General features: G+C 67.3%; 23 protein-coding genes. 11 read left to right on the top strand and 12 right to left on the bottom strand.

Annotation, left to right across the window (positions count from 1 at the left end; genetic code table 11):
- Positions 1-12: 12 nt before the first annotated feature.
- Positions 13-1,548: a glycosyltransferase family 4 protein gene (locus KHC28_RS12275; protein ID WP_214008638.1), complete on the bottom strand. Its 1,536-nt coding sequence runs from the start codon at positions 1,546-1,548 to the stop codon at positions 13-15.
- A 168-nt stretch (positions 1,549-1,716) separates the two neighbouring features.
- On the opposite strand from KHC28_RS12275, the gene KHC28_RS12270 reads away from it, so the two are divergent.
- The 4 genes from KHC28_RS12270 to KHC28_RS12255 all read left to right on the top strand — a co-directional run bounded on the left by KHC28_RS12270 (position 1,717) and on the right by KHC28_RS12255 (position 5,074).
- The gene (locus KHC28_RS12270; RefSeq protein ID WP_214008637.1) at positions 1,717-3,120 is read left to right on the top strand and encodes a cytochrome P450; all 1,404 of its coding nucleotides are present in this window, start codon (positions 1,717-1,719) and stop codon (positions 3,118-3,120) included.
- 1 nt (position 3,121) lies between these two features.
- Positions 3,122-4,012, top strand: coding sequence for a lysophospholipid acyltransferase family protein (locus KHC28_RS12265; protein WP_214008636.1), 891 nt, complete (start codon positions 3,122-3,124; stop codon positions 4,010-4,012).
- Positions 4,013-4,156: 144 nt separating this feature from the next.
- Positions 4,157-4,315 (top strand): hypothetical protein, encoded by a 159-nt coding sequence (locus KHC28_RS12260; RefSeq protein WP_214008635.1) that lies wholly within the window; start codon positions 4,157-4,159, stop codon positions 4,313-4,315.
- Positions 4,316-4,459: 144 nt separating this feature from the next.
- Positions 4,460-5,074, top strand: a complete 615-nt coding sequence (locus KHC28_RS12255; RefSeq protein WP_214008634.1) for a hypothetical protein — start codon at positions 4,460-4,462, stop codon at positions 5,072-5,074.
- A gap of 125 nt (positions 5,075-5,199) precedes the next feature.
- Here the strand turns inward: KHC28_RS12255 and KHC28_RS12250 are convergent, their stop codons facing one another.
- On the bottom strand, positions 5,200-6,063 hold the full coding sequence (locus tag KHC28_RS12250) for an ABC transporter permease (RefSeq protein ID WP_214008633.1): 864 nt from the start codon (positions 6,061-6,063) through the stop codon (positions 5,200-5,202).
- A gap of 19 nt (positions 6,064-6,082) precedes the next feature.
- Entirely contained in the window at positions 6,083-7,018 is a 936-nt protein-coding gene (locus KHC28_RS12245) for an NAD-dependent epimerase/dehydratase family protein (RefSeq protein ID WP_214008632.1), read from the bottom strand.
- 155 nt (positions 7,019-7,173) lie between these two features.
- Between KHC28_RS12245 and KHC28_RS12240 the strand changes: the two genes are divergently transcribed.
- The 4 genes from KHC28_RS12240 (at position 7,174) to KHC28_RS12225 (ending at position 11,857) form a co-directional block, all read left to right on the top strand.
- Complete coding sequence (locus KHC28_RS12240; protein WP_214008631.1) at positions 7,174-8,496, top strand: glycosyltransferase family 4 protein; 1,323 nt, start codon at positions 7,174-7,176, stop codon at positions 8,494-8,496.
- A gap of 80 nt (positions 8,497-8,576) precedes the next feature.
- Positions 8,577-9,407, top strand: coding sequence for a class I SAM-dependent methyltransferase (locus KHC28_RS12235; protein ID WP_214008630.1), 831 nt, complete (start codon positions 8,577-8,579; stop codon positions 9,405-9,407).
- A gap of 115 nt (positions 9,408-9,522) precedes the next feature.
- Entirely contained in the window at positions 9,523-10,683 is a 1,161-nt protein-coding gene (locus KHC28_RS12230; protein WP_214008629.1) for a KpsE/RkpR family capsule polysaccharide export protein, read from the top strand.
- A 67-nt stretch (positions 10,684-10,750) separates the two neighbouring features.
- The gene (locus tag KHC28_RS12225) at positions 10,751-11,857 is read left to right on the top strand and encodes a hypothetical protein (RefSeq protein WP_214008628.1); all 1,107 of its coding nucleotides are present in this window, start codon (positions 10,751-10,753) and stop codon (positions 11,855-11,857) included.
- Positions 11,858-11,952: 95 nt separating this feature from the next.
- Here the strand turns inward: KHC28_RS12225 and KHC28_RS12220 are convergent, their stop codons facing one another.
- Both KHC28_RS12220 and KHC28_RS12215 read right to left on the bottom strand, forming a co-directional pair.
- Positions 11,953-12,861, bottom strand: coding sequence for an NAD(P)-dependent oxidoreductase (locus KHC28_RS12220; protein ID WP_214008627.1), 909 nt, complete (start codon positions 12,859-12,861; stop codon positions 11,953-11,955).
- A 28-nt stretch (positions 12,862-12,889) separates the two neighbouring features.
- Entirely contained in the window at positions 12,890-13,597 is a 708-nt protein-coding gene (locus KHC28_RS12215; RefSeq protein ID WP_214008626.1) for an enoyl-CoA hydratase/isomerase family protein, read from the bottom strand.
- A gap of 146 nt (positions 13,598-13,743) precedes the next feature.
- Between KHC28_RS12215 and KHC28_RS12210 the strand changes: the two genes are divergently transcribed.
- The 3 genes from KHC28_RS12210 to pcaC are packed head-to-tail and all read left to right on the top strand — an operon-like array spanning position 13,744 to position 15,644.
- Positions 13,744-14,517 carry an alpha/beta fold hydrolase gene (locus tag KHC28_RS12210; protein ID WP_214008625.1) on the top strand — a complete coding sequence of 258 codons (774 nt, stop codon included), beginning with the start codon at positions 13,744-13,746 and terminating at the stop codon, positions 14,515-14,517.
- Positions 14,518-15,249 (top strand): GntR family transcriptional regulator, encoded by a 732-nt coding sequence (locus tag KHC28_RS12205; protein ID WP_214008624.1) that lies wholly within the window; start codon positions 14,518-14,520, stop codon positions 15,247-15,249.
- The gene (pcaC, locus tag KHC28_RS12200) at positions 15,246-15,644 is read left to right on the top strand and encodes a 4-carboxymuconolactone decarboxylase (protein WP_214008623.1); all 399 of its coding nucleotides are present in this window, start codon (positions 15,246-15,248) and stop codon (positions 15,642-15,644) included. The genes KHC28_RS12205 and pcaC overlap by 4 nt, the downstream gene beginning before the upstream one ends.
- 46 nt (positions 15,645-15,690) lie before the next feature.
- Here the strand turns inward: pcaC and KHC28_RS12195 are convergent, their stop codons facing one another.
- The 7 genes from KHC28_RS12195 to KHC28_RS12165 form a co-directional block, all read right to left on the bottom strand.
- Positions 15,691-16,734 (bottom strand): 2,5-dihydroxypyridine 5,6-dioxygenase NicX family protein, encoded by a 1,044-nt coding sequence (locus KHC28_RS12195; RefSeq protein WP_214008622.1) that lies wholly within the window; start codon positions 16,732-16,734, stop codon positions 15,691-15,693.
- A gap of 50 nt (positions 16,735-16,784) precedes the next feature.
- Positions 16,785-17,336, bottom strand: a complete 552-nt coding sequence (locus tag KHC28_RS12190; RefSeq protein ID WP_246564711.1) for a flavin reductase family protein — start codon at positions 17,334-17,336, stop codon at positions 16,785-16,787.
- Positions 17,333-18,625 (bottom strand): amidase, encoded by a 1,293-nt coding sequence (locus tag KHC28_RS12185; protein ID WP_214008621.1) that lies wholly within the window; start codon positions 18,623-18,625, stop codon positions 17,333-17,335. The genes KHC28_RS12190 and KHC28_RS12185 overlap by 4 nt, the downstream gene beginning before the upstream one ends.
- Before the next feature lie 8 nt (positions 18,626-18,633).
- The gene (locus KHC28_RS12180; RefSeq protein ID WP_214008620.1) at positions 18,634-20,097 is read right to left on the bottom strand and encodes an amidase; all 1,464 of its coding nucleotides are present in this window, start codon (positions 20,095-20,097) and stop codon (positions 18,634-18,636) included.
- Positions 20,094-20,525, bottom strand: coding sequence for a nuclear transport factor 2 family protein (locus KHC28_RS12175; protein WP_214008619.1), 432 nt, complete (start codon positions 20,523-20,525; stop codon positions 20,094-20,096). The genes KHC28_RS12180 and KHC28_RS12175 overlap by 4 nt, the downstream gene beginning before the upstream one ends.
- Before the next feature lie 82 nt (positions 20,526-20,607).
- Positions 20,608-22,104, bottom strand: coding sequence for a 4-hydroxyphenylacetate 3-hydroxylase N-terminal domain-containing protein (locus KHC28_RS12170; protein ID WP_214008618.1), 1,497 nt, complete (start codon positions 22,102-22,104; stop codon positions 20,608-20,610).
- A gap of 478 nt (positions 22,105-22,582) precedes the next feature.
- Positions 22,583-22,957 (bottom strand): hypothetical protein, encoded by a 375-nt coding sequence (locus KHC28_RS12165; RefSeq protein ID WP_214008617.1) that lies wholly within the window; start codon positions 22,955-22,957, stop codon positions 22,583-22,585.
- Positions 22,958-23,089 lie beyond the last annotated feature (132 nt).

Below are 23,089 nucleotides of genomic sequence, written 5' to 3'. Positions count from 1 at the left end.
CTCGCCGGCCGATCAGCGGAAGATCTGCGCCGGCGGGAAGCCCGGCATGTCGAGCGCGGGCACCAGCTGCTCGTAGAGCCCGGCATAGCGCTCCACCATCTCCTCGACCCCGAAAATGGCGCTGCGGACCCGGTTGCGCTCGCCAAGCGCGGCCCGGCGATCGGCATCGTTCAGCAGCGCCAACGCCCTGGCGGCGGTGTCGGCGGGATCGCGCCCGAGCGTCTCGGCGCCATCGAGGATCTCCGACAGCGCGCCGATGTCGTTGCCGCACACGGCGAGCCCCATATTCATCGCGAAGGGCACGACCTGGCCGAAGCTCTCGCGCACCACCGGGGCGATGAAGATGCCCGCCCGGCCATACAGCTCCGGCAGCGCCCCGAAGGGCACGCTGCCGGTGAACTCGAAATTCGCCCGCACGCCGGTCTCGATGGTGCGCTGGACGAACAGGTCGAGCAGCGGCCCGTCGCCGACAACGAGGAAGCGCGTCGCCGGCCGTTGCCGGGCGATCTCGATCAGCACCTCGATCGAGGCGTCGTCCAGCTTGTCGCGCTCCAGCCGGTACACCATGACCACAGTGTCGGCGACGTCGGCATCCCCCGCGCGGGCGGCGGGGACGGAGCGGAACAGGCTGCGGTCGATGCCGGGATGGATCACATGCGCCAGCGCCGGATCAAGACCGGCGGCGAAATGGGTGCGCACATAATCCGAGACGAACGCATAGGCGTTCACCCCCGGATCGAGCAGCGGCGGCACCGGCGTGTTGACGTTCTCGATGATCGGCAGGCCACGCCCGCGCAGGGCCGCGAAGGCCTCGGCATACCATGGCTCGTCGGAGCCGCCCCAGTACTGGACATGGACGAGCTCGGGCGCGAAGGCGTCCAGCACATGGGCGAAGGCCGGCGCCCGGCTGCCGAGCGGCACCAGATGGGCGATCGCCCCCACCGGCGCGCCGCCGGCGGGCAGCTTGGCGGTCAGGATCTGCATCTCGTTCTCGAGGCCGAGATATTCGATGAGATCGATGACCAGCTGCGTCGAGCCGCCGATATTGAGGTTCGGGATGACGTGCAGCACCTTCCGCCGCCGTCCCGCCAACCGCCGCTCGCCACGATGGACGATGCGGTAATGCGGCGCCGCCTTGCCGAACAGCAGTTCCCGCAGCGCGCCGGTGAGGCGGCGCAGATAAGTCGTATAGGAGAAGGCCAGCTGCCACGGCGCCGACGGCCCCGCGCGGCGGGTATGCCGGCTGACCTCGCGCGCATGGCGCTCCAGCTCGCCGAGGAACACCAGCGCCTCGCCCGGCGAGCGCACCAGTTCGAAGAAGCGGTACAGCAGCAGGCCGGGGCCGGAGGTCGGCGGCCGCGACCAGCCGATCAGGCGCTTGTCGCGCACCTGCTCCAGCACGCCGCCAATGACCAGCAGCTGCTCGCGAACCACCTTGACGTCTTCGAGAAGTTCGGCCTGCCGGGCTTCGAGCCGGTCGAGGCGATCATGGATATCTTCCCATCGGCCGGAGACTTCCTTCTCACCAGGAGGCTCGGCGCGGATCATTCGCAATTCCATATTCAGTCGCCATCAGGATATATGTGCAAGATTGCACATGGATTCCCTAAGAGGAAGACAAGACCGGCGACGGGTAGCCGGGGCCGCCGTCGGGAACGCTCCGGTGGCTGTCGGGCGCGACGACGGCAACGAGCGTAGGCGGCGGAGAGCGTAGGCATGGGTGGATGGGGCTATCAGCGACCGCGGATGATCGAGCGCCGCGGCGCCGACTTCTTCGAGCCGGCCCGTCCCGAGCCCCGCACCCAGCGGGCCAACCTTGTCGAGACCATTCTCGGCGCGCGGCACAGCCTGATCTCCAACTGGATGGAGAAATCCTACGCCAGCGGCTGCGACAGCTTCCGCATCATGCGCCGGCAGATCGTGATCGCCAATCGCCCCGATGCCATCCGCCAGGTGCTGGTGACCGACAATGCGATCTTCGAGCGCAAGGGCCCGCCGGTGCGCCGGGCGCTGGAGGGCGTCATCGGCAAGGGCCTGTTCATCAGCGACGGCCCGCTCTGGGCGGAGCGGCGGCCGCTGGTCGCCGATGCCGTCCACAAGAACCGCCTTTCCGCCTTCGCCGCGCCGATGGAGAGCGTGACCGCCGAATTCGCCGAGCGCTGGGCCGCCCTGCCCGCCGGCACGACGCGCGACGCGCAGGCGGACATGGCGGCGCTGACCGCCGAGATCATCACCCGCGCCGTGTTCGGCGCCCAGCTGCGCGCCGGCGCGGCACGGGCGGTGATCGAAGGCTTCACCCGGTTCCAGGACGGGGTCGATTCGTTCAACATCGGCTATTTCCTCGGCCTCGACGAGGGTCTGCGCGTGCGGCACGGCTGGCGCGTGCGCCGGGCCATCGCCGGCCTGCACCGGACCATCGAACAGGTGGTCGCCGACCATCTCGCCTCCGATTCCGGCGAGGATTCGCTGCTCTCCCGGCTCGTCAGCCATCGCGACGACGAGCAGCAGCGCAAGCTCGGCGTGCAGGCGCTGCACGACGAGGCGGCCACGCTGTTCCTCGCGGGGCACGAGACCACGGCCACCACCCTCACCTGGGCGTGGTACCTGCTGGCCAACGCTCCCTGGGCGGAGGCGCGGCTGCACGAAGAGATCGACCGCGTCGCCGGGGATCGCCCGATCGGCTTCGCAGACGTGCCGAAGCTCAGCTGGTGCCGGGCGGTGATCGACGAGACGATGCGGCTCTACCCGCCTATCCCAATCTATTCCCGCCAGGCGAGCCAGGCGGCGACGATCGGAGACATCGAGATCGAGCCGCAGGCCATGGTCCTGGTGATCCCCTGGCTGCTGCACCGCGCCCGCGACCTCTGGGAGGAGCCGAACCTGTTCCGCCCCGAGCGCTTCCTGGCCGGCCGCCCCGCGCCCTTCAGCTACATCCCGTTCTCGGTCGGCCCGCGCGTCTGCGCCGGGGCGAGCTTCGGCCTGACCGAGGCGGTGCTGTGCCTCGCCATGCTGGCCCAGCGCTTCGTCGTCCGCCCGACCGGCGCGCCGGTGATGCCGATCTGCCGGCTGACGCTGCGCCCGGAGGGCGGGCTGCCGGTCACCCTGGAAAGGCGGCGCTGACATGACCGCGAACGACGTCATCCGCGAGGGCTTTCGCGAAAGGCTGGAGGACTATTGGCATCTCGGCCTGCATCAGGTGCTGCGCCGGGCGCCGATCGACGCGGCGTCCGACCTCGGCAGCCTGCTGGTGCGGCGTAACGTCAAGCGCAACCTGCCGCACATCATCACCGGCGCCCGGCACAATCTGCGCCGGCTGAAGCCGGACTGGTCCGACGACGAGGTGGAGGTCGGCGTCCAGCGCTTCCTCGACAATGTCGGGCGGGTCTATGCCGAATTCTCGCTGCTGCACCGCCTCATCGCCGAGGGACGCGTGAGCTTCAACCCCGACAAGTTCCGCACCGGCTGGTCGCCGCCGCGCCCCATGGTGATGGTCATGCTGCACACCGGCAATTGGGAGGTGTTCCCGGCGGCGCTGTCGCATCTCGGCCTGCCGATCAACAGCTTCTACCTGCCGCCGGAGCCGGCGGTGCACAACGCCATCGTGCAGAAGGTGCGCGCCGAGCTCGGCGTCACCCTGCTGCATCCCGGGCCGCGCGGCGTGCGCGAGGCGCTGAGGCTGCTGAGGAGCGCGCGGCCGTTCGCCATCTTCGGCGACGATGCCCGCGGCGGCGAGACCATGGCGCCGCTGTTCGGCCGGCCACCGCACGAGGGCGGCAATCTCGGCCTGGTGTCGCGCTTCGCCCGCAGCTGCGACGCCGAGCTGGTGGTCTGCCACTGCGTCCGCCTCCACAAGAGCCGCTTCGAGCTGCATGCCGGCGACATCTTCCGGCTGTCGGACGCGGCGGGGCCGAACGGCACCGTCCTCGACGACATCGCCTATCTGAACACGCTGATCGAGCCGATCATCCGCGCGCATGCCGACCAGTGGTATTTCCTCGACGACCGCTTCTGACCGGCGGCCCGCAGGCCCCGCACACAAGCCCCGCCTGGACGGGGCCGCTGCGGTTCGATAGGTTCGACGTCATTGATCATGCCGTGGCGTCCGGTGTTGTATGCTGCGGCCGAGTTTGCAACGTCGCTTCGTAAAAAGAGACCAATGTCGAAAACGATCACAGCCCCGTTTGCCGATGCGCCTCAGCCGGACGTTTCTTCAAGCTCGGATTTCGACTTCGATTTCGACCTCGGTGCCGCCGCCACCTATGAGGTGACGTCGCAGGCGCTTCCCTATGGCTTCCTGTTCTCGCCCAAGGGCTAGGGATTGCCGCTGATCGTGCTCTGCCCGCACGGGTCGGATCGATCCGGGGACGGCTCGCGCGGCTTCCTGCGGGCCGACAGGCTCCGGAAACTACCCTACAACACGCTGGTCTAGCAGGATCCGACCGCCGCGCTCGACGAGGCGGTGCAGTCGGGCTTCGGCCTCGGCACCGCGGAACACTGGACGCTGCCCGGCATCGCGCGCATCGTCGGCAAACTCCGCGATCAGCTGGGCATCGCCGACAGGAACATCGTCTTCATCGGGTTCGCCGGCGGCGGCTTCGCCTCGCTGGTGCTGGCATCGTGGCTTCCCGGCGCCAGCTGCCTCCTCAACAACCCGAACACCGGCCTGCTGAAGGAGCGCCGGAGCGCGCTCTCCAAGGTGCTGAAATTCGGCTATCCGGAGCTGTTGCTGCCGGAACTCGCCCGGCAGTTCCCCGAGCGCTTCATTGCCCTCGAGGCGCTCAAGGCCTGCCCGGTGCCGCTGCACCTCTACTGCCTGCAGAATGCCCGGCAGGACGTGCGGCAGGTCAGGGTCTTCATGACCGGCATGATCGGCAGCAGGGCGCAGCTTCCCGAGCCGGTGGCAGACCATGACGACAGCCTGATCGTCAATTATCACGTCGACGATCAGATCGGCAACAAAGCGGTGAAGCCCGAGCAGTGGACGCGCCATCTCGAGCGGATCACCGAGTGGTCACCGCCACGCTGGTCAAGGACCCCTGAACGCCCGGACCGCGCCGAGGGTATCGTACGCTGAGGTATCGTGCTCCGGCGCACCATGGCGGCCGATGCATCGCCGCCGGCCCTGCCGCAGCCGGCATGCCCCTGCCGGAGGAACGCCGCGACGACGGACCGCCGCGAACCCGCGCGGCGAACGGCGGCCTAAAGCGCCTCGCTGAGCGTGGTACGGAGCACGTGCATCAGAATAACCCCGATCGCCACGAAGGCCAGCATCAGCCCGGCAATATAGTAGCCGTTGTAGAAATCGCTGATGTAGTAGCCGTAATAGGCCGTACGCGACGCATCAACGATCTGCGTCAGCGGCAGAAACCAGACCCAGTAGGCCAGTTGATCCGGCAACATCGCCGGAAGAAACAGAACACCACACGTTATCCACGTCAAAGGTATCAGCAAATTCGAAATAATGAGGGCGAGCGGTGACAACAGCCCCAGAACCGCAAACAGCACCCCCAGGCTGATGCCAAGCAAATAGGCCTGGAACATCACGAAGGAAAATTGCGGGACATTGAAGATCACGACGTCGAATCCGAGCAGCGCCAGCGTGCCAAGCGTGAAGAGGCACACGCAGACGGAACTCAGCAACTCGACGATCCAGCGCGCGACGATAAGGTCGATCAACGTCACGCCCGGAAAACTGAGCAGGCTCCTGTTCGCCTGCGGCGCCGTCTTCACCTGACGAAACCCATAGACGAACACGACGAACGGCAACGCGCCGGTGGCGAGAAACATCGTCGTGTCGGTGCCGATCGGCGTGGAACGACCCAATATGTAGTAGATCGTCAGCATGATGCCGATATGGCTGAGCGGCTGGAAAAGCGACAGCAGGAAGCCGAAGCGCGTTCCGGCGACCCGGGTCCTGACGTCGCGCAGGAAAACCGCCCGCACAACGCGGAAATGCGCCCGCAACCTCTGACTTAAGCGGGGACCGGTCGCATCGAGCTCGGCAAGGGCGCGCCGCGTATCGGCGACGGTCATGGCCGAAGTGACCAGGGAGTTGTTCTGCATCACGGTCGCTCGCCAGAACTCACTGCGCTGCGCGCAGCGGCAGCAAACTCTGAAAATGGCTGCACAGAAAATCGATCCCCGAACGCAGGTCGACCGCGGGCTTCCAGCCCAGCACATTCGCCGCCAGGCGGATGTCGAGCTGGGAGGCCGGCACGTCGAAACGCCGTGCCTCGCGCATGATCACGTTCGGACGCCCCCGAAGGTGGTGTTCCAATTCGTCGATGATGCTGAGCAGGGTGGACCCCACGCCGGAACCGACATTGACCGGGCCAATCACGTCGCGGCTCTTGCCGGCCGCGATGAGCGCGCTCACGACATCGTCGACCCAGACATAGTCGCGCAGCGTCGACCCGTCGCCGTAGATGGTGATCGGACGTCCCTCGACCGCCGCGTGGGTGAACGCGGTCACCGCCCCCAGGCCCTTGGCGATGTTCTGGCCGGTGCCATAGGCGTTGCTGATCCGCAGGCTGACGCTGTTGACTTCATACTGGGCGGCATAGAAGGCGAGATAGTTCTCCGCCGCGAGCTTGGAAGCGCCATAGGCGCTCACCGGGCTGGTCGGATGGCCCTCGTCAATCGGCAAATAGCGGGCCGGCCCATAGACAGCGCCGCCGGACGACGCGAAAACCACACGCACGCTCGGACGCTGGCGAACCGCTTCCAGAAGCTTAACAAGTCCGACGACATTATTGCGTAGATCGGAAAGAGGATCGGCGGTAGCCGTCTGCGGTATAGAGGACCAGGCGAGATGATATACGGTGTCGACGTCCTCAAGGAGCCGGCAAAATACTTTATGGGAAGTCTTGGCGAGATCCACGCGGTGAATCGGGAATGGGCCGTCAGTGGTGGAATGCCCCCGGAAAACAGTTCCCTTCAACGGCCCGCCCTGTCGCACCAATTCGCGACACAGCGCCGTCCCCAGAAAGCCTCGCGCTCCGATGACCAATGCTGTCATGTGGCGACTGAGCTGATTTTCAGGACCATAGATTGCCCCACCCGCATTAAAATGACCTCATCGCCCATCCCGTTGCGGACCCTGAATTCGTACAAAACAATGTGTGCAGTGCAAGATACATGCAATCCGCCGCCGAAGCGACCCGGAACCACGCGATGAAAATCGTCCTTTTCGTCCATTGCTACTTCCCGGACCATTTTTATGGCACGGAAAGCTATACGCGAGTGGTGGCCAGGAACCTCCGGGAGCTGGGGCACACCGTAAAAATCGTTACCGCAACATTCGCCGGAGAATCCGCGCAGACCGCCTTCATCGAGGAATACGAGTGGGAAGGTACCGGCGTTCTCCGCTTCGACCGCAACCTCATTCCAAACCGCGTGGTCCGCGACACCTACTACATGCCGGAGTTGCGCACCGTGCTGGAGCGCATCCTGCGACGCGAAAAGCCGGACGTCGTCCACGTCTGCCATCTGGTCAACCATACCACGGCGTTGCTCGAAGTCCTAGATAGCCTCGGAATCCCGACCGTGGGCACGTTCACGGACTTTTACGGCATCTGCTTCAATAACAAATTGCAGACTCACAACGATTCGCTCTGCCTCGGACCCGACCGCTACCGGACCAATTGCCTCAACTGCTTCCTCAAGGAAGTGGCCGGGCCCGGCAATGCCCGCCTGACCCGCTATGCCGGCCATCGGGCGCTGCGGCCGATCTCGTCGCGCGTCGCGCGCTTCGCCATGCCGACGCTGAAAGCCGCCTGGCGCGAGGATATCGAGGCGATCGTCGAGCGCCCGGCCATCCTCGCCGACGCCTATGGAAAATTCGACGCGGCCGTCGCCCCCACCCGCTTCCTGCACGACGCCTATCGCCGCAACGGCTTCGAAGGGCGGCTCGAGATCAGCCATTTCGGCATCGACATCGACCGTGCCCCCAAGCCGGAACGGACGGACGGCAAGATCCATTTCGGCTTCATCGGCCAGCTGGCGCGGCACAAGGGCGTCCACCTGCTGGTCGAGGCGCTGGAAGCCATCGCGCACGACAAGGCGCGGCTGAGCATATGGGGCAGCGAGCAGACCGATCGCGCCTACTCCATCGAGCTGCGCCGCAAGGCCGCCTGGCTGCCGGTCAGCTTCCAGGGCACGTTCCCCGTCGAGGAGATGGCGCAACGCCTCGCCGAGATCGACGTGCTGGTCATTCCCTCGATCTGGTACGAGAACAGCCCGCTGATCCTGCTCCAGGCGCTGGCGACGCACACGCCCGTCATCATCGCCGACGTCGCCGGCATGACAGAATTCGTTCCTCCCCTGGAATATGGCGTATATTTTGCCCGCGGAAGCGCGACGTCCCTCGCGGCAGCGATGGAGCATTTTACGCGTGATCCGACGCTGGCGCGTGCCATGAGCCGGCGGATCGGCTACGAAAGGACCACGCGCCATATGGTCGACGACCTGATGCGCATCTATGAGGAAGTCGCATGAAGGGATTCAGCTTTCAGGGATTGAAAGCTGCGGTTTGGGCCCAGAGGTTCGACGCGCCGTCCACCGCGCCGGAGTTTTCCATGGCCCTCGCATCAACGCCCGGCATCACTGGCGACCTTGACGAGTGGCTGCAGCTGAACCTCGCCACCCAGACGGCGGATGACCGCGCCCGGCTCGCGCCGTTTCCGCCCGCCGAACTGATGCACAATACCAGCGGCCTGATGAGCGAGCAGGACTTCGCCCGTCACGGCATCGACCTCGTGCGGGCACTGGCGCAGGTCAGTCCGCATCCTCCCTCGCAATTCGGCGACCTGCTGGATTTCGGGGTGGGTGTCGGCCGGCTCGCACGGCTTTTCCACGGTTACGACCATCGCTATGTCGGCGTCGACATCGACAAACGCCACGTCAGCTGGATCGGGTCCAGCCTGCGCCACGTCGAGGCCCATCACACGCAGCCGGCGACCCCGCTGCCGCTCGACGACCAGAGCTTCGACACGGTCGTCAGCATCTCCGTGTTCAGCCATCTCTGCGAGGCCGACCAGCTGATCCATCTCGCCGACCTGGCCCGATTGACCCGGCCCGGCGGCTATCTCTTCCTGTCCGTGCACGGCCAGCGGGCGCTGACGCGCGCGTTGACGGAGGCCAAGATCGTCGACATGCTCAGCATCCCGACATGGGATATCGAGCGGGCGCGGCGCGTCTTCGAATATGGCTCGGGCTACAGTTTCGTAGTGCAGGCGGGGCACCTGACCACCGACGAGCATCCCTATGGCATAACCTTCATCTCCGAACGCTATATACGCAGCGTCTGGAGCCGGTGGTTCGAGGTGGTCGAGGTGGCATCGGGTGCGATTCACGACTTCCAGGATATTGTCGTCCTGAAAAAGGCCGGCCATGACGCAAGCCGCTAAGCCAAAACCGCCTGCCAAGAAGGCAAAGGAAGGCGGGTTCGCGCCGGTCGCCATTCCCGTCGGGACCGTTGCCGCGGCCACCCCGCGGACATTCCAAACCCGCCTTCGCGAATTCGTGCCCAAGCATCTTTTCGTCACGGCAGCGCTGGCGCTGGCCGTGGTCGTCTCGATCGTCTACGGCTTCTATGTCTTTGTCGTCTCTTCCAATCTCTATATTTCCGAAGCGCGCTTCGCACTCCGGCTCTCCCAGCAGGCCGCGACGGGCGAACTGCTGGCGGCCGTGAGCAAGGATTCGTCCGGCAAGGATGAAGCCTCGCTGGCCCGCTCGGCCATGTCCCTCATCAAGGGTGGCTCCGGCGGCGACGACGATTTCGAGCAGAACCCCTTCGTCATCACCAATTTCCTGATGAGCCGGGCCTTCGTGCAGGAGCTCCGGCAGCAAGGCTGGCTCAAGGAGCGGTTTTCGCTTCCTTCCGTCGACTATCTGTCGCGGCTGCCCGCCGATGCCACCCTCGAGGAGATGTGGCGCTTCTGGATGCGCCACGCCATGGCCGCCGTCGATCGACGCTCGAATACCATCGTCCTCAAGGTCTGGGGCTTCACTCCCGAGGATGCCCAGGCGACGGTGGAACTGATGATCCGGCGCAGCGAGGTGCTGCTGAACGACCTGGAAACCCGCGGCCGCAGGGATGCGCTCGACCGGGCCCAGCAGGAGCTGAACCTCGCGAACGAGGAATATGCCAAGAAGCTCCAGCAGATCAGCGAGATGCGCCAGGTGCTGGCCACGGTCGATCCGAAGGAGGCGGCGACGGCCGCACAGAATTCGCTGACCCGCTTCGAGGGCGAACGCATCCTGATGCAGCGCGAGCTCCAGGTTCTGCAGACGGCGGAGAACTCCAATTCGCCCTCGGCGGCCATGCTGCGCCAGCGGGCCAAATCGCTGGTCTCCGAGGTGGACGGCCTGCGCGACCGCATCACCGGCTACGAGGCCGACGTGCGCGCGGCGGTCAACGCACTGGAAGCCTATGAGGAGCTCGACCTCAACCGGCGCTTTGCGCTCACCCGCGTGCAGACCTCCACGCTGGCGGTGGAGAGCGCCTCGCAGCTCATGCGCGAACACACCTATTTCATCTACACCTTCATCGCACCGTCGCTGCCAGTCGAGGCGTCGCAGGCGTGGCGCTATCAGCAATGGCTGCTCGTCACCTTCCTCGCCTTCGTGGCGTGGCTGGGGGCGATTACCTGCGCCACATTGAACCACGACAGCCGGTATTGAACCGCGACCGTCATTCTCGAACGTATTGCGAAGAGCCACCTGAGGGCTCTCACCTGGAGCGGACGACATGTTGTTCAGCGTCGACGAGGATGCCGGCACGCGGATCGTGGGCTGGATCATGCCGGACAACCCGTCGCATACGCCCAGCGTCACGGTGTTCGAGGGCAGTGAGAAGCTGGCGGAGGTCCAGGCCAGGGTGATGCGCCCGCTGCTGCGCGAACAGGGCCTGCACGATACCGGCATGTGCGGTTTCGTCGTCGACGAGGCCGCGGTGTCCGGCCTCGCCCGGCGCCACCAGATCGACGTCTACGACGTGCACACCCAGACGCTCGTCTATCGGCGGCGCTACGGTGTCCCGACCATCCAGCGCAAGCTGTTCCGCCTGGAGACCCAGGTCCTGCCGAATGTGCGGCTCAACCGCCTCTTCGATTCGCTCTTCCAGATGAGCTATCCGCGCATCGAGGCACTGCCGCCGGACACCACGCGCAGCGTCATCGACATCAACTACAGTAATTCCATCTACATTTCCGGGCGGGTCTACCTCGCCGAATTCGAGGTCTTCCTGCAACGAAGCGGCTTCGACATCTGCACCTCTGTGAGGGATCCCGTCGAGGAACTCGCCGAGCAGTTGCTGACGCTGGAATGGATCTCCCGCAACAGCGACGATACGGTCAAGCAGCTCGGCAATATCGGCCTGACGAGCCTCGTCGACGCTGTGAAGGGAAAGGAACTCAAGGACGCCGACGATTTCGGGGCGTGGATGCTGCGGCTGTCTCCCGAGGAGCGCCGCCTGCTGTCCAATCCGCTCACCCGTCTCCTGACCTGCCACAATGCCGATGAAGCACTGTCGCTTGTCGCCGTGCCCAGCGCGCTCGATGCGCTCTCCAACATGAAGGCGGTGCAGCTTCGCTCCAATCTGGAGCATTTCCTGCTGCTGGTCGGCGCCCATCTCGAACATGATCTCGGGACGTGGGAGATTCCGCCGCCGTCACCGGGCGTCACCAAGCTCGCGGAAGGCCTCGCCGACAAGGAGATCGCCCGCGAGCTGCTGGCGGCGGACATCGAACTGTACCGCGAACTCTCCGGCGCCATCGAGCGCACGCAGAATTCCATGCGCGACCGCGATTCGCAGGTCGAGGGTCCCGGTCCCCAGGCCGCCATCACCCAAGGCTAGCCGGCCCCCTCGGGCGGATCGGAAACCCCGGCCGGGCGAGGCGGGACCTTACCGTTTCGCGCCGGTGTCGCCGCATCCTGCAGCCGCCTATCGGATCAACCCTCGGAAGGTGGCCGTGCCGCCAGGATCGATCCGGCGGCCGCACCGCTGGCGCCGATCAGCCGGGCGATGGCGGTGATGTCCTCCTGCCCGCCGAGCCGGTCGCGCGCCGCCGACCAGAAGGCGAGCAGCGTGTCGAGGGTCGGCGTCTCGGCATCGGCGCGGCGGGCGAGGTCGACGGCGATGGAGATGTCCTTGCAGAACAGCTCCAGCGTCTGCCCGAAATCATAGGTGCCGGTGAGCACGTGGTTGGGCAGCTTCACCTCGGTGGCGTGGCTCTTGCCGGAGCCCGCACTCCACACTTTCAGCATCACCGCCGGATCTAGGCCGAGCCGCTCGCCGACGATCAGCGCCTCGGTGGCGCTCCACAGCGTCGCCGCCGACAGGTAGTTGTTGAGCGCCTTGATCACATGGCCGGAGCCGACCAGCCCGACATGGATGACCTCGCCGCACATCAGCCCGAGCAGCGGCCGCAGCCGGGCGAAGGCCTCCGGTGCGCCGCCGACCATCGCCGTCAGCGTGCCGGCGCGCGCGCCCGCCATGCCGCCGCTCACCGGCGCGTCGAGCACCATGACTCCCTGCCCGCCGAGATCGGCGGACAGGGCGATGGTGCTGGCCGGCGCGGCGGTCGACATGTCGACGACGATCTCGCGCGGCCGGCCGGTGCAGGCACCGCCCTCGCCGAGCAAGGCGTCGCGCACGTGCCGGTCGGTCGGCAGCATGGTGACGACGATCGCGCCCGGCAGGTCGGCCGCCCGGGTCGCCACCGGCAGGCCCCGCGCGCGGAACGGGGCCAGCGCCTCCTCGGAAAGATCGGCGACGGCGAGCGGCACCCCGCTATCGGCGAGGCGGGCCGCCATCAGGCCGCCCATCCGCCCCGCGCCGATGAAAAGCACACTGTCCATGCTCACGGCCTCCCCGCTCGGCCCGATCTCAATGAGCGCGCGCCGCCAGCGCGATCGCCATGGTGGCGACGGCGTTGTTCGCCTCGGTCGCGTCCGACAGGCCGGCGACGCGGCGCGAGAACGCCCGCAGCATCGTCACCGATTCGGCATCGAGCCCGGCGATGAGGCGGGCGAATTCGACGGCGCGGCGCAGCGCCGTGCCCGGCGCCACCACCTCGGTGACGATGCCGATCTCCTTCGCCTCGGCGGCGCCGAAATGCCGGCTGGTCAGCGCCAGCTCGAAGGCCTTCTTGAACGGCACGAACTTGGCGAAATAGGACAGCACGATCAGCGGCGGCAGCTTGTGCGACATTTCCGGCAGCGCGAACACCGCATCCTCGGCGGCGATGGCGATGTCGCACTGGGTGGTGAAGCCGCAGCCGAAGCCGAGCGCCTTGCCCTCCACCGCCGCGACGAACGGCACCGGCGAATGGCGCAGCCGGTCGTTCACCTCGAGGATCAGGTTGAGATCGTCGCGCACATCGGCGGCGGAGGTCAGCCCCCGCAGGCCGACGCGGCCGGCGCAGAAATGCTCCCCCTCGCCGGACAGCACCACGGCGCGCAGGCCGGGCATCGCCAGCACCTCGTCGAGCGTGGTCGCGAACTCGGCCAGCTGCGCCGACGAGATGTGGTTGCCGTCGGCCCGGCGGGTGTACTCGACTCCGTAGACGCCGTCGCCATGCACTTCGATCTTCATGTCACTCTCCTTGAGACTGCCGGCTCGATGCCCCCGCCCGGAAGGCAGGCACGGGACATCGCCGTTTGACTTTTATTGTACGACAATAATACGGTATGACGAAGATAGGGCCCCGAAGCCGGCCGCCCCACTGAGGAACCTTCGCGATGGCACTGATCGACCTGAACGGCGAACGCCTCGGCTATGACCGGGCCGGAAGCGGCGAGAAGCTGCTGCTGATCCACAGCCTCGGCACCGCCGGCTGGCTGTGGCGCGAGCAGATCCGCCGCTGGTCGGCGCGGTTCGACGTCATCGCCGTCGACGCGCGCGGCCATGGCCGCTCGACCCGCAATGGCGGCTTCACGGTGCGCGATGTCGCCGGCGATCTCGCCGCGCTGCTCGACGCGTTCGGCGGCCAGCCGGCCCGGGTGGTGGCGATCTCCATGGGCGGCCCGATCGCCGCGCATCTCGTCGACCTCGCGCCGCAGCTGGTGTCGCGCCTCGTCATCGCCGGCAGCTTCGCCACCCAGGGCGAGGCGGGAGCGGTTCGGGCGGCCACCATCGAGAAGACCATCCGCGAGGGCTCGATGGAGGCCTATGCCCGCTTCTACGCCGGCGACACGCTGGTGGAGGACGGCGACCCCGCTCACGTCGACGAACTCGTCGCCTCCATCGCCAACATGTCGGCCGACGCCTATGTCGAGGCGGCGCGCTCGGTGTTCACCGCCGATGTGGTCGAGCTCTACAAGGCGGTTAAGGTGCCGACCCGCGTCGTCGTCGGCACCAGCGACAACCGCACGCCGCCGAAGCTGTCGCAGGAGATCGCCGCCCTCGTCCCCGGCGCCGACTATGTCGAGATCGAGGGCGCCCGGCATCTGTCCAATCTCGACCGGCCGGATGCCTTCCATGCGGCGGTCGATGCATTCCTGCTGGCCGACTGAATGAGCGCCCCTCCAACCGGCTCCCCTCTGGCCGGCTCCTCGCTCGGCATCGGCCCGATTGGCCAGGAAAGCGCGCCGCTGCGGCGCAAGCTGGTGGCGACGCTGCGCCAGCTGATCGAGACCGGGCGCCTCCCCGCCGGCCAGCGGCTGATCGAGAAGGAGCTGTGCGCCGAGCTCGCCGTCAGCCGCACCGTGCTGCGCGAGGCGCTGCGCGAGCTCGAGGTCGACGGCCTGCTGGTCGCCGGGGCGCGCGGCCTGTCGGTCGCCGTGCTCAGCCGCGCCGAGGCGGAGAACATCTATGCGGTGCGGGCCGTGCTCGAAGGGCTGACGGCGCGCCAGTTCTGCGAACGCGCCGACGAGACGGCCCTGGCGGCGCTCGCGACGGCTCACGCCGAACTGCGCCGTGCCTATGAGGCGGAATCGCTCGGCGACCTGCTCGCCGCCAAGCTCGACTTCTACCGCACGCTGTGCGCCGGCGCCGCCAATCCGGTGGCACGCGAACTGATCGACCGGCTGAACGCCCGCATCAGCCTGCTGCGCAGCCGCTCGCTGGCCGATCCCGCCCGCAAGCGCGCCTCGCTCGCCGAGATCGACGCCCTCGTCGACGCGCTGCACCGACGCGACGGCAACCACGCCGCCGCGCTCGCCGAACGGCATGTCGCGGAGGCCGCGCGCGTCGCGCTCGCCCCTACACTTTCCGACCCGCTCAACGATCCGGAGACCCATCAATGACCGACGACCTCTTCGAAAAGGGACTTGAGATCCGCCGCGCCGTGGTGGGCGCCGCCTATGTCGACAAATCGCTGGCCGAGATGGACGAATTCACCCGTCCGCTGCAGGAGCTGGTGACCAAATATTGCTGGGGCGAGGTCTGGGGCCGCGAGGGACTGGCGCGCCGCGAGCGCTCCATCCTCAACATCGGCATGATCGCGGCACTCAATCGCCCGCATGAACTCAAGCTCCATGTGCGCGGCGCCCTCAATAACGGGCTGTCGCGCGAGGAAATCCGCGAGCTGCTGCTGCAGGTCGCGATCTATTGCGGCGTGCCGGCCGCGCTCGACAGCTTCCGCGTCGCCCGCGAAGTGTTCGCGGAAGAGGACGCCAAGGCCGCCGCCGCGAAGGCCTGACCCCCGGCCATTCCGGCGGCGGAGCCTCTCCGCCGCCGGAACCTGCTCAGTTCTGGTCTTCCGGGATCACCTTGCCGTCGATGGTCATCGGCTCGCCATCGAGCGACAGCGAATGGCCGCGCAGCGGGATATCCATGTGGCAGGGCGTGTCGCGGGTGCCGCCAGCCTCGGTATTCGGGCCGCTCGACCACAGGAAGTTGCCGTAGAAGGAGCGCGCGTCCATGGAGAGGCCCGCCTCGCGGTCATAGAGGCCGAGCGTGGTCCAGTGCGCTCGTCTGTGCAGGCCCCAGCCAACATGCGCCATGGCGTAGGCATCGGGGTCGTTGAAGCTGTCCATGTAGCTGCGCAGATATTCCGCCTCGAAGCCGCCCTCGATCTTGCGGATCCAGCCACCCTCGATGGAAATGTGGATCGGCTCGCGGGCATAGCGCTTGAACGGCAGCAGGATATCGCCGGTGTCGATGACAATGACGCCCTCGCAGGAGCCCTCATCCGGCCAGGTGGCGACGAAGCAGCTCGGCCAGTGATCCCAGCCGCCCTTGCGGTCGACGAAGCCCTGCTGCTTCAGCACCGGGTACTGGCCGATGGAGCAGCGGAAATCGGTGCCGGCCTTCGAGGTCACGGTGAGCGTCTTCGCCTTGGCGAGGCGGGCGGCGGCATTGGTTGCACGGCGCGCGTCGTCGAGCGTCGGCTTCATGCGCAGCATCACCTCCGGCGGCTCGCAGGCGAGCAGCATGCGGGCGCCGGTCTTCAGGATCTCCTCCTGCTCCGGCGAGAACAGCAGCATCATGGTGTCGATGACGAGATCGGAATGCTTCATCGCCTCCAGCGCCGGGCGGTTACCCTTCAGCGCGGTGTGGCCGACATAGCCGGATTTGTCGCGCGACAGCGCCACGTCGCCATTGAGCGGCGGCAGCTGCAGGATGGTGAGCACGCCGCCGAGCTGGCCGACCGCGGTACGGGCGGTCGAGACGAGCTGCGGGTTGCTGTCGTCGCTGACCAGCAGCGACACCTGCTCGCCGGGCGTGAGTTTCGAGAGAGTCAGCACGTCCTTCCAGGCGTCGATGAGCGCCAGATCACTGATTGCCATGATTGCCTTCCCTTGCCGGGGTCCTGCGGAAATGAGAGGTCGATGCCGGCTCAGGCCAGCGAGCGATAGGCGCGGTCGAAATGGATGAGCGGCGGCGCCGTCGCGCCGAGACGCACCGCCCGCACGGTGCCGAAGAAGACCGTGTGGGTGTAGGCATCGACATGCTCGACCAGCGTGCAGTCGATGCTGACCAGCGCATCGCCGAGCACCGGCGCCCCGGTTGCCAGCGACAACCAGTCGGCGGCGTCGAACTTGTCGGCGCCGGCATGGCCGTGCCGGCCGGCGAAGCGGTCGGCGATCGGCCGGTCGTGCTCGGCGAGGACATTGACGCAGAAGGCCCCGGACCGGGCGATGGCGTGGTGAGCCTCGCCATGGCGGTTGACGCAGACCAGCAGCGTCGGCGGTGCGACCGACACGCTGCATACCGCTGTCGCGGTAAGGCCGCGCGCCTCCTTGCCCTGGCCGGCGGTGATCAGCGACACCGCGCCGGCGAGACGCCCCATGGCGTGCTTGAAGGCGCTGGTGAGTTCCGGATCGGCGGCATGCGACAGGCTCGGCGCCATGGCACCGGCCTCCGCGTCATGCGCCGCGGGCGCGCTCATGACGTCCGGGCCTTCAGCGCGTCTTCGATAGAGGCGGCGGCGGCCAGCGTGTGGGCGTCCTCGCCGATGCGGCCGACCACCTGCACGCCCACCGGCAGGCCGCTCGGCCCAACCCCGGCCGGCACCGTCAGCGCCGGGGCATGCAGCAGCGTCCAGGGCTTGTTGAACACCGGGTCACCGGTGCTGCCGAGCCCGGCCGGCGCCTCGCCCGGCGCTGCCGGGGTGATCAGCACGTCGCAGCCGTCGAGCAGTTCCTCGACGATGGCGTCGCGCCGCTTCAGCACCGCCAGCGCGGCGTCGTACTGATCGCGCGTCGCCTTCGCCAGCGTATCGAGGAAGCCGAGGGTGACCGGCGAGATGCGCTCGCCCAGCACCTGACGCTCATAGGCGAGCGTATGGGGCGTCTCCCAGCCCATCACCGCGTCGAACAGCGCATAAAGTTGCTCGAAGAGGTCCGGCACCGGCAATTCGCGCACCGTGCCGCCAGCCACCTCGATGGCGGCGACCGTCCGGTCCAGCGCCGCGCGGGTGGCGGGCTCGGCGGAGGCCCAGCGGGAGGTGCGGAACAGACCGACCCGCAGCGGACCGGTAATCGACCCCTCCGCCAGCGCCGGCCGCTCGGCGAGCGCCGCGGCGGCGAAGGCGGCGTCGCGCACGTCGCGGGTGATCAACCCCAGATGGTCGAGGCTGTCGGACAGAGGCTTGATGCCGGCGCGGTTCAGCGTGCCGAAGCTCGGCTTGTAGCCGACCACGCCACAATAGCTGGCCGGCCGCACGATGGAGCCGGCGGTCTGGGTGCCGAAGGCGACATGCGCCATGCCGGCGGCAACCGCCGCGCAGGAGCCGCTCGACGAGCCGCCCGGCGTATGGTCGGGATTGTGCGGGTTGCGGGTCTTGCCCGGACTCGCCATGGCGAACTCGGTCGACACCGTCTTGCCGAGCACCACGCCGCCGAGCCGGCGGGTGAGCGCCACGATGGGCGCGTCCCAGGCCGGCCGGTAGCCGGCATAGACCGGCGAGCCGTAGCCGGTCGGCATGTCGACGGTGTCGATCACGTCCTTGACGCCGAAGGTGACGCCGGCCAGCGGCCCGGCCGGGGCGGCCAGCGCCTCGGCCAGCGCGCGGTCGCGGTCGAAATGCGCCCAGGCCTGGACGACCGGCTCGCGAGCGGCGATCCGCTCGGCGAAGGCCGCGGCCACCGCCTCGGCGGCGAGGGTGTTGGCGGCGACCCGCGCGGCCGCCTCGCGTGCCGATAGGGCAACCAGGGAAGCAGGCGTCGTCTCGTTCATCGATGACCTCATCGGCTGGCTAGCGACGGCCGGCGGCCGAACCACGGGCGCGCCCGCTCCAGTTGCCCGGCCAAGGCGAACAGCATCCCGTCCTTGCCGAAGCCGGCGCCGAAATGCGCGCCCACCGGCAATCCGCTCGCCGACATGCCGAGCGGCACACTCATCGCCGGGCAGCCCGACGCGTTGAAGGCGCAGGTGAACGGCGCATGCGTCCAGAAGGCGTCGTAGAAATCGTCGAGGCCCTTGCCGGCACCGGCAAGCTTGCCGAGCGGCGGCGGCAGCTCGCCGGCGGTCGGCGACAGCAGCACGTCGTATTTCTGGAAGAAGCGGCCGAGCGAACGGGCGGTCTGGTGCAGCATGTTGACCGCGCCGAGATAGGCGGTCGCCGGCAGCGCCCGCGCCTCGCGCACCCATTCCGCATTGACCGGTTCGATGTGGCCGAGCGGATCGGAGAGACCGAGCGCCCGGCCCCGCATCTCCACCGCCGGCGTGATGTTGACGCCGACGATGATGCGCCAGGCCGCCTTTAGCGCATGGGCGTCGTAGCCGGCCTCGCAGATCTCGACATGGTGACCGAGCTCGGCACATAGCGCCGCCGCCTCCTGCGCCACCCTCCGGCATTCGGGGTCGACCGGAGTGCCGAGCGGCGATTCCGGCGTGAAGCCGATGCGCAGCGGCGGCGGGTCGCGCTCCAGCTGCGAAAGGTAGCTTTCCTCCCCGACCGGGGAGAGATAGGGGTCGCCGACATCCGGCCCGCCGCTGGCGTCGAGCAGGGCGGCGTTGTCGCGCACGCTCCAGCTGGCGGCATGTGGGGTCGACATGCCGGCAATCGCCTCGACCACCACCGGGCCGAGCGGATTGACCATGCGGCTCGGCTTGAAGCCGAACAGGCCGCAATGCGAGGCCGGCAGGCGGGTGGAGCCGGCGCCGTCCGAGGTGTTGGCCATCGGCACATAGCCGGCGGCGATGGCGGCGGTGGAGCCGCCCGAGGAACCGCCGGGGCTCAGATCGGGGTTCCACGGGTTGCGCGTCGGGCCGAAGGCGTCCGGCTCGGTGGTGAAGCTCAGCGCGAATTCCGGGGTGTTCGTCTTGGCGATGATGACGAGGCCGGCCGCCTTGTAGCGCGCCACCAGGGTCGAATCGCGGCTCGACACCACGTCGCGGAACAGGTTGGAGCCGGTGGACAGGATGGTCCCGTCCATCTCGAAGCCGGTATTCTTCACCAGGAACGGCACGCCGGTGAACAGCCCATCCGGCAGACCGGCGGCGATCGCCTGCCGCCCCTTCTCCTCGAAGCGATGCACCAGCGCGTGCAGGCGCGGCTCATGCACCGCGATGCGCGACAGGGCGGCATCGAGCAATTCGTCAGGCGTCACCTCGCCGGCGCGCACCAGCGCCGCGAGGCCGGTGGCGTCATAGGCCTCGTACTCGGCAAAGCCCGCGTGGCAGGGCGTATCGGCGTCGGCGCTCATGCTGCGGCCTCGATCTGACGCTGGAACATTATCGGGTCCCAATAGTCGCACGTGCCGAGCAGGCGGCCATCGGCGATGTCGAAGAGATGCACGCCCTTGAGCTCGATGGCGAGCCCGCGGGTCGACCGGCCCTTGATGTCGACGCCGAGCCGGCCGGTCAGCGTATAGACCACCGCGACGCGCGGACCGGCGTCGATCCGCTCGCGCGGCTGCCAGTGCGCATCGACGATGAAGCCGAAGAAGCGGTCGAGACCCGCCTCCAGCGCGTCGCGACCTGTGCGACGGGCACCATTGTGTGCCTCCTCGTGCCAGCCATCCTCGGCATAGAGCGCGGCGGCGGCAGCGGCGTCGTGGGCGTTGTAGGCGGCATAGAAGGCCTCGACCGGATCGACGGTGGGGCGGGACGGGTCGGCAACTGGCTGGGCCATGCCGGGCCTCCGGTCATGCATCGCAGGCGTGAGAGGGCCCGGACCGCCGCTGCCGGCGGCCCGGAATGTCGGGCATCGCCGCTCAGGGCATGCCGGCGAGGGTCTTCACCTGCGCGATGAAGGCGTCGCGCTTCACCTCGTTGTAGAGACGCTCGCGCAGGCGCGGCGCCGGCGAGGCGTTGACGTTCTCGAACAGGGCGACACGGCCCGCCAGAGAGGACGACGTCATGTCCCAGATGAAGTTCATCAGCAGTTCCTTCACCTCGGCGCTGACGCCCTTGCCGGGCAGCAGGTCGTGCAGGTGGTGGCCGATCTCCGGATTGTCGAAGGCGGCCTTGCCGAAGCGCATGACGAGGCCCTGGCCGCACAGTTCCTGCAGGATGTGGATGATGCGCGGATAGTGCTCGATGGAATAGAGCCGGCCGGCGGTGAGCATGCCGACGTCGGGCGCCATCACCTCGCCCTCGGTGGGCTTGGCCAGCGCCTCGGCGGCGGTGACGAAGGCGCGCAGCGTCTGGGCGTACTGGATGATCTCGCCCAGCATGCCCTGCACCGCCGGGATGGTCGAGGTGCCGAGCACGTCGAGCACCAGCTGGCCGGCGCCGACGAACAGCTCCGCCTTCACGGTGAGGCGGGTGAGCACGTGCCAGTGGGCGAACACGCAGACCGGCCCGTAATAGGACATGGCGGTCGGGTCGCCGAGGTTGAAGATGCGGTCGGTCGGCACGAAGACGTTGTCGAAGATGATCAGCTGGTCGGCTTCCTCGCCGAGGCGGGCGACCGGATGATCGAACGGATCGGCGCCGGGATGGGAGACCATCTCGCGGGAGATCAGCTTGATGCCGTCGGAGTTGATCGGTACCGACGCCCAGATGCAGGCCTCGGCCGGGGTTTCGCGGATGCCGCCGAGATTGGTGAAGAAGATCTCGTTGGCCTGAGCCGAGATCGAGCCGACCGTCTTGGCGCCGGAGACGCGGATGCCGCCCTTCTCGACGCTCTTCACCTTGAGCAGCGAGGCTTCGGCGCCCTTGGGCGAGGAGCGGTCGTTCTGCGGGCCGGTAAGGCTTTCGGAGGCGGTGAGATTGTTGTCGCGGCCATAGGCGACATAGCGCTCGATATTCTCGGCGAAGTCGGGCGAGCAGCCTTCGATCAGCGACTTCTTGGCCTTGAAGGTCGGCAGATAGGCGAGCAGGCCGACCGCGATGGCGGGGGCGAGATCCGGCGGACGGCCGAAGGTGCCGGCGGTCTTGAGGCTGGTGTACTCGATCATCTTGCGGCGATCGGCGAGGTCTTCCTTGGTGCGCGGCACCTGCCAGGAACGGCTCGCCACCGCGCCGCTCTCGTCGACATAGGTGGTGGCCTCGGCGAATTCCGGCTTGAACTGGTCGTCGAACATCGAGGCGACGAGGTCGACGCCGGCCGACAGCGCCGGATCGTCGAACACCTTGGCGATGCGCTTGCCGCCGACCCACAGCGCGCGGCCGTCGTCGAGCGAGGCCTTGAACTCCTCACCGGTCTTGAGCTTGTGGCCGGCCGGAAGCTCGCCCTGGAGTTCCCGCTTCGCCGTCTGCGCGTTCATCGTCCGCTCTCCTCTGAAGAACCCGTTTCCCGGACGCCGTCTTGATCGACCTGGTCGCAGCTGTCGGCGAGGCGACACTGCGCGGGGTACCGCCGCATCGACCTTGCCATCGGGCTCGGGCTGACACGATCCAACCATTGAATGACCGAAATGGTCAAGACCCCTCACTGCGCCATTCGACCGCACAAAATTCAGTCCGACTCCGGAAATTTGGAATATTATTATCCATACATCGGATCGAAATGGCGAAAATTGTGCATATGCTCCCGAAAAACGCGAGAATGTTCTGCTCAAAAATTAATCACCACAAACTGCACCAACCGCTCCAACCAATTTTTTCCGACCGTATACGGCACCGTTTCGCTTGACCAAATCTCGTGGTTCTGGCTTTTTGGTTGAGAACGACGGACATGTCAGCGCGGTGCGCGCCATTGCGGGAGAATCCGGCATGCCGAGCCCCGGACCAGGACCCGACCGATCATTCGCCCCCACGGCGGCGGCAGTCCAGCGCGCGTTCGTCGGCCCTGGACACGCAGACCAGATCGATGGCCGGCTCGGCGGCACCGGCACGACGGGCGAGCGCGATCTCGCTGCGCGTCGAGACATCGGCGCCGGCAAAGCCGCACCACAGGCGCTGGATCGGCATGCGGTCCTGCTTGTCGTTGAGCAGGAATACCTCGCCGGTCGCCGGCTTCGACCAGAATTTCGCATCGAAACGGCCGCCCGGCGACAGCATGCCGATCTTGGCCGAATACCAGTGCGCGATGGCGGCCGAGCAGGTGATGGGCCGGCGCGTTGCGTTCTCGATATGGAAGGTGACCGCGACAAGCCCTTCCACGCCCCGTTCGACCACGAGGGCCTCCTCGGCCTTCGCCGAAGAAGAAGCCGCAGAATACAATAAGCATAGAATAGCAAAAATTCTTCGCATACCCACGTGACTCCAAACATTAATGTCCCTTAAATAGTATAAAATGTCCGATCATGG

Origin of the sequence: Ancylobacter sonchi (genome assembly GCF_018390695.1) — a bacterium.
Lineage (GTDB): Bacteria > Pseudomonadota > Alphaproteobacteria > Rhizobiales > Xanthobacteraceae > Ancylobacter > Ancylobacter sonchi.
The sequence above is the reverse complement of the archived record's forward strand: the minus strand, read 5'-3'. Positions and strand labels throughout refer to the sequence as shown.

Coding starts and splice junctions, on each gene's coding strand:
- KHC28_RS12275 (WP_214008638.1), bottom strand. CDS start 1,548: ATGATCCGCGCCGAGCCTCCTGGTGAGAAGGAAGTCTCCGGCCGATGG.
- KHC28_RS12270 (WP_214008637.1), top strand. CDS start 1,717: ATGGGTGGATGGGGCTATCAGCGACCGCGGATGATCGAGCGCCGCGGC.
- KHC28_RS12265 (WP_214008636.1), top strand. CDS start 3,122: ATGACCGCGAACGACGTCATCCGCGAGGGCTTTCGCGAAAGGCTGGAG.
- KHC28_RS12260 (WP_214008635.1), top strand. CDS start 4,157: ATGTCGAAAACGATCACAGCCCCGTTTGCCGATGCGCCTCAGCCGGAC.
- KHC28_RS12250 (WP_214008633.1), bottom strand. CDS start 6,063: ATGCAGAACAACTCCCTGGTCACTTCGGCCATGACCGTCGCCGATACG.
- KHC28_RS12245 (WP_214008632.1), bottom strand. CDS start 7,018: ATGACAGCATTGGTCATCGGAGCGCGAGGCTTTCTGGGGACGGCGCTG.
- KHC28_RS12240 (WP_214008631.1), top strand. CDS start 7,174: ATGAAAATCGTCCTTTTCGTCCATTGCTACTTCCCGGACCATTTTTAT.
- KHC28_RS12235 (WP_214008630.1), top strand. CDS start 8,577: ATGGCCCTCGCATCAACGCCCGGCATCACTGGCGACCTTGACGAGTGG.
- KHC28_RS12225 (WP_214008628.1), top strand. CDS start 10,751: ATGTTGTTCAGCGTCGACGAGGATGCCGGCACGCGGATCGTGGGCTGG.
- KHC28_RS12220 (WP_214008627.1), bottom strand. CDS start 12,861: ATGGACAGTGTGCTTTTCATCGGCGCGGGGCGGATGGGCGGCCTGATG.
- KHC28_RS12215 (WP_214008626.1), bottom strand. CDS start 13,597: ATGAAGATCGAAGTGCATGGCGACGGCGTCTACGGAGTCGAGTACACC.
- KHC28_RS12210 (WP_214008625.1), top strand. CDS start 13,744: ATGGCACTGATCGACCTGAACGGCGAACGCCTCGGCTATGACCGGGCC.
- KHC28_RS12205 (WP_214008624.1), top strand. CDS start 14,518: ATGAGCGCCCCTCCAACCGGCTCCCCTCTGGCCGGCTCCTCGCTCGGC.
- pcaC (WP_214008623.1), top strand. CDS start 15,246: ATGACCGACGACCTCTTCGAAAAGGGACTTGAGATCCGCCGCGCCGTG.
- KHC28_RS12195 (WP_214008622.1), bottom strand. CDS start 16,734: ATGGCAATCAGTGATCTGGCGCTCATCGACGCCTGGAAGGACGTGCTG.
- KHC28_RS12190 (WP_246564711.1), bottom strand. CDS start 17,336: ATGAGCGCGCCCGCGGCGCATGACGCGGAGGCCGGTGCCATGGCGCCG.
- KHC28_RS12185 (WP_214008621.1), bottom strand. CDS start 18,625: ATGAACGAGACGACGCCTGCTTCCCTGGTTGCCCTATCGGCACGCGAG.
- KHC28_RS12180 (WP_214008620.1), bottom strand. CDS start 20,097: ATGAGCGCCGACGCCGATACGCCCTGCCACGCGGGCTTTGCCGAGTAC.
- KHC28_RS12175 (WP_214008619.1), bottom strand. CDS start 20,525: ATGGCCCAGCCAGTTGCCGACCCGTCCCGCCCCACCGTCGATCCGGTC.
- KHC28_RS12170 (WP_214008618.1), bottom strand. CDS start 22,104: ATGAACGCGCAGACGGCGAAGCGGGAACTCCAGGGCGAGCTTCCGGCC.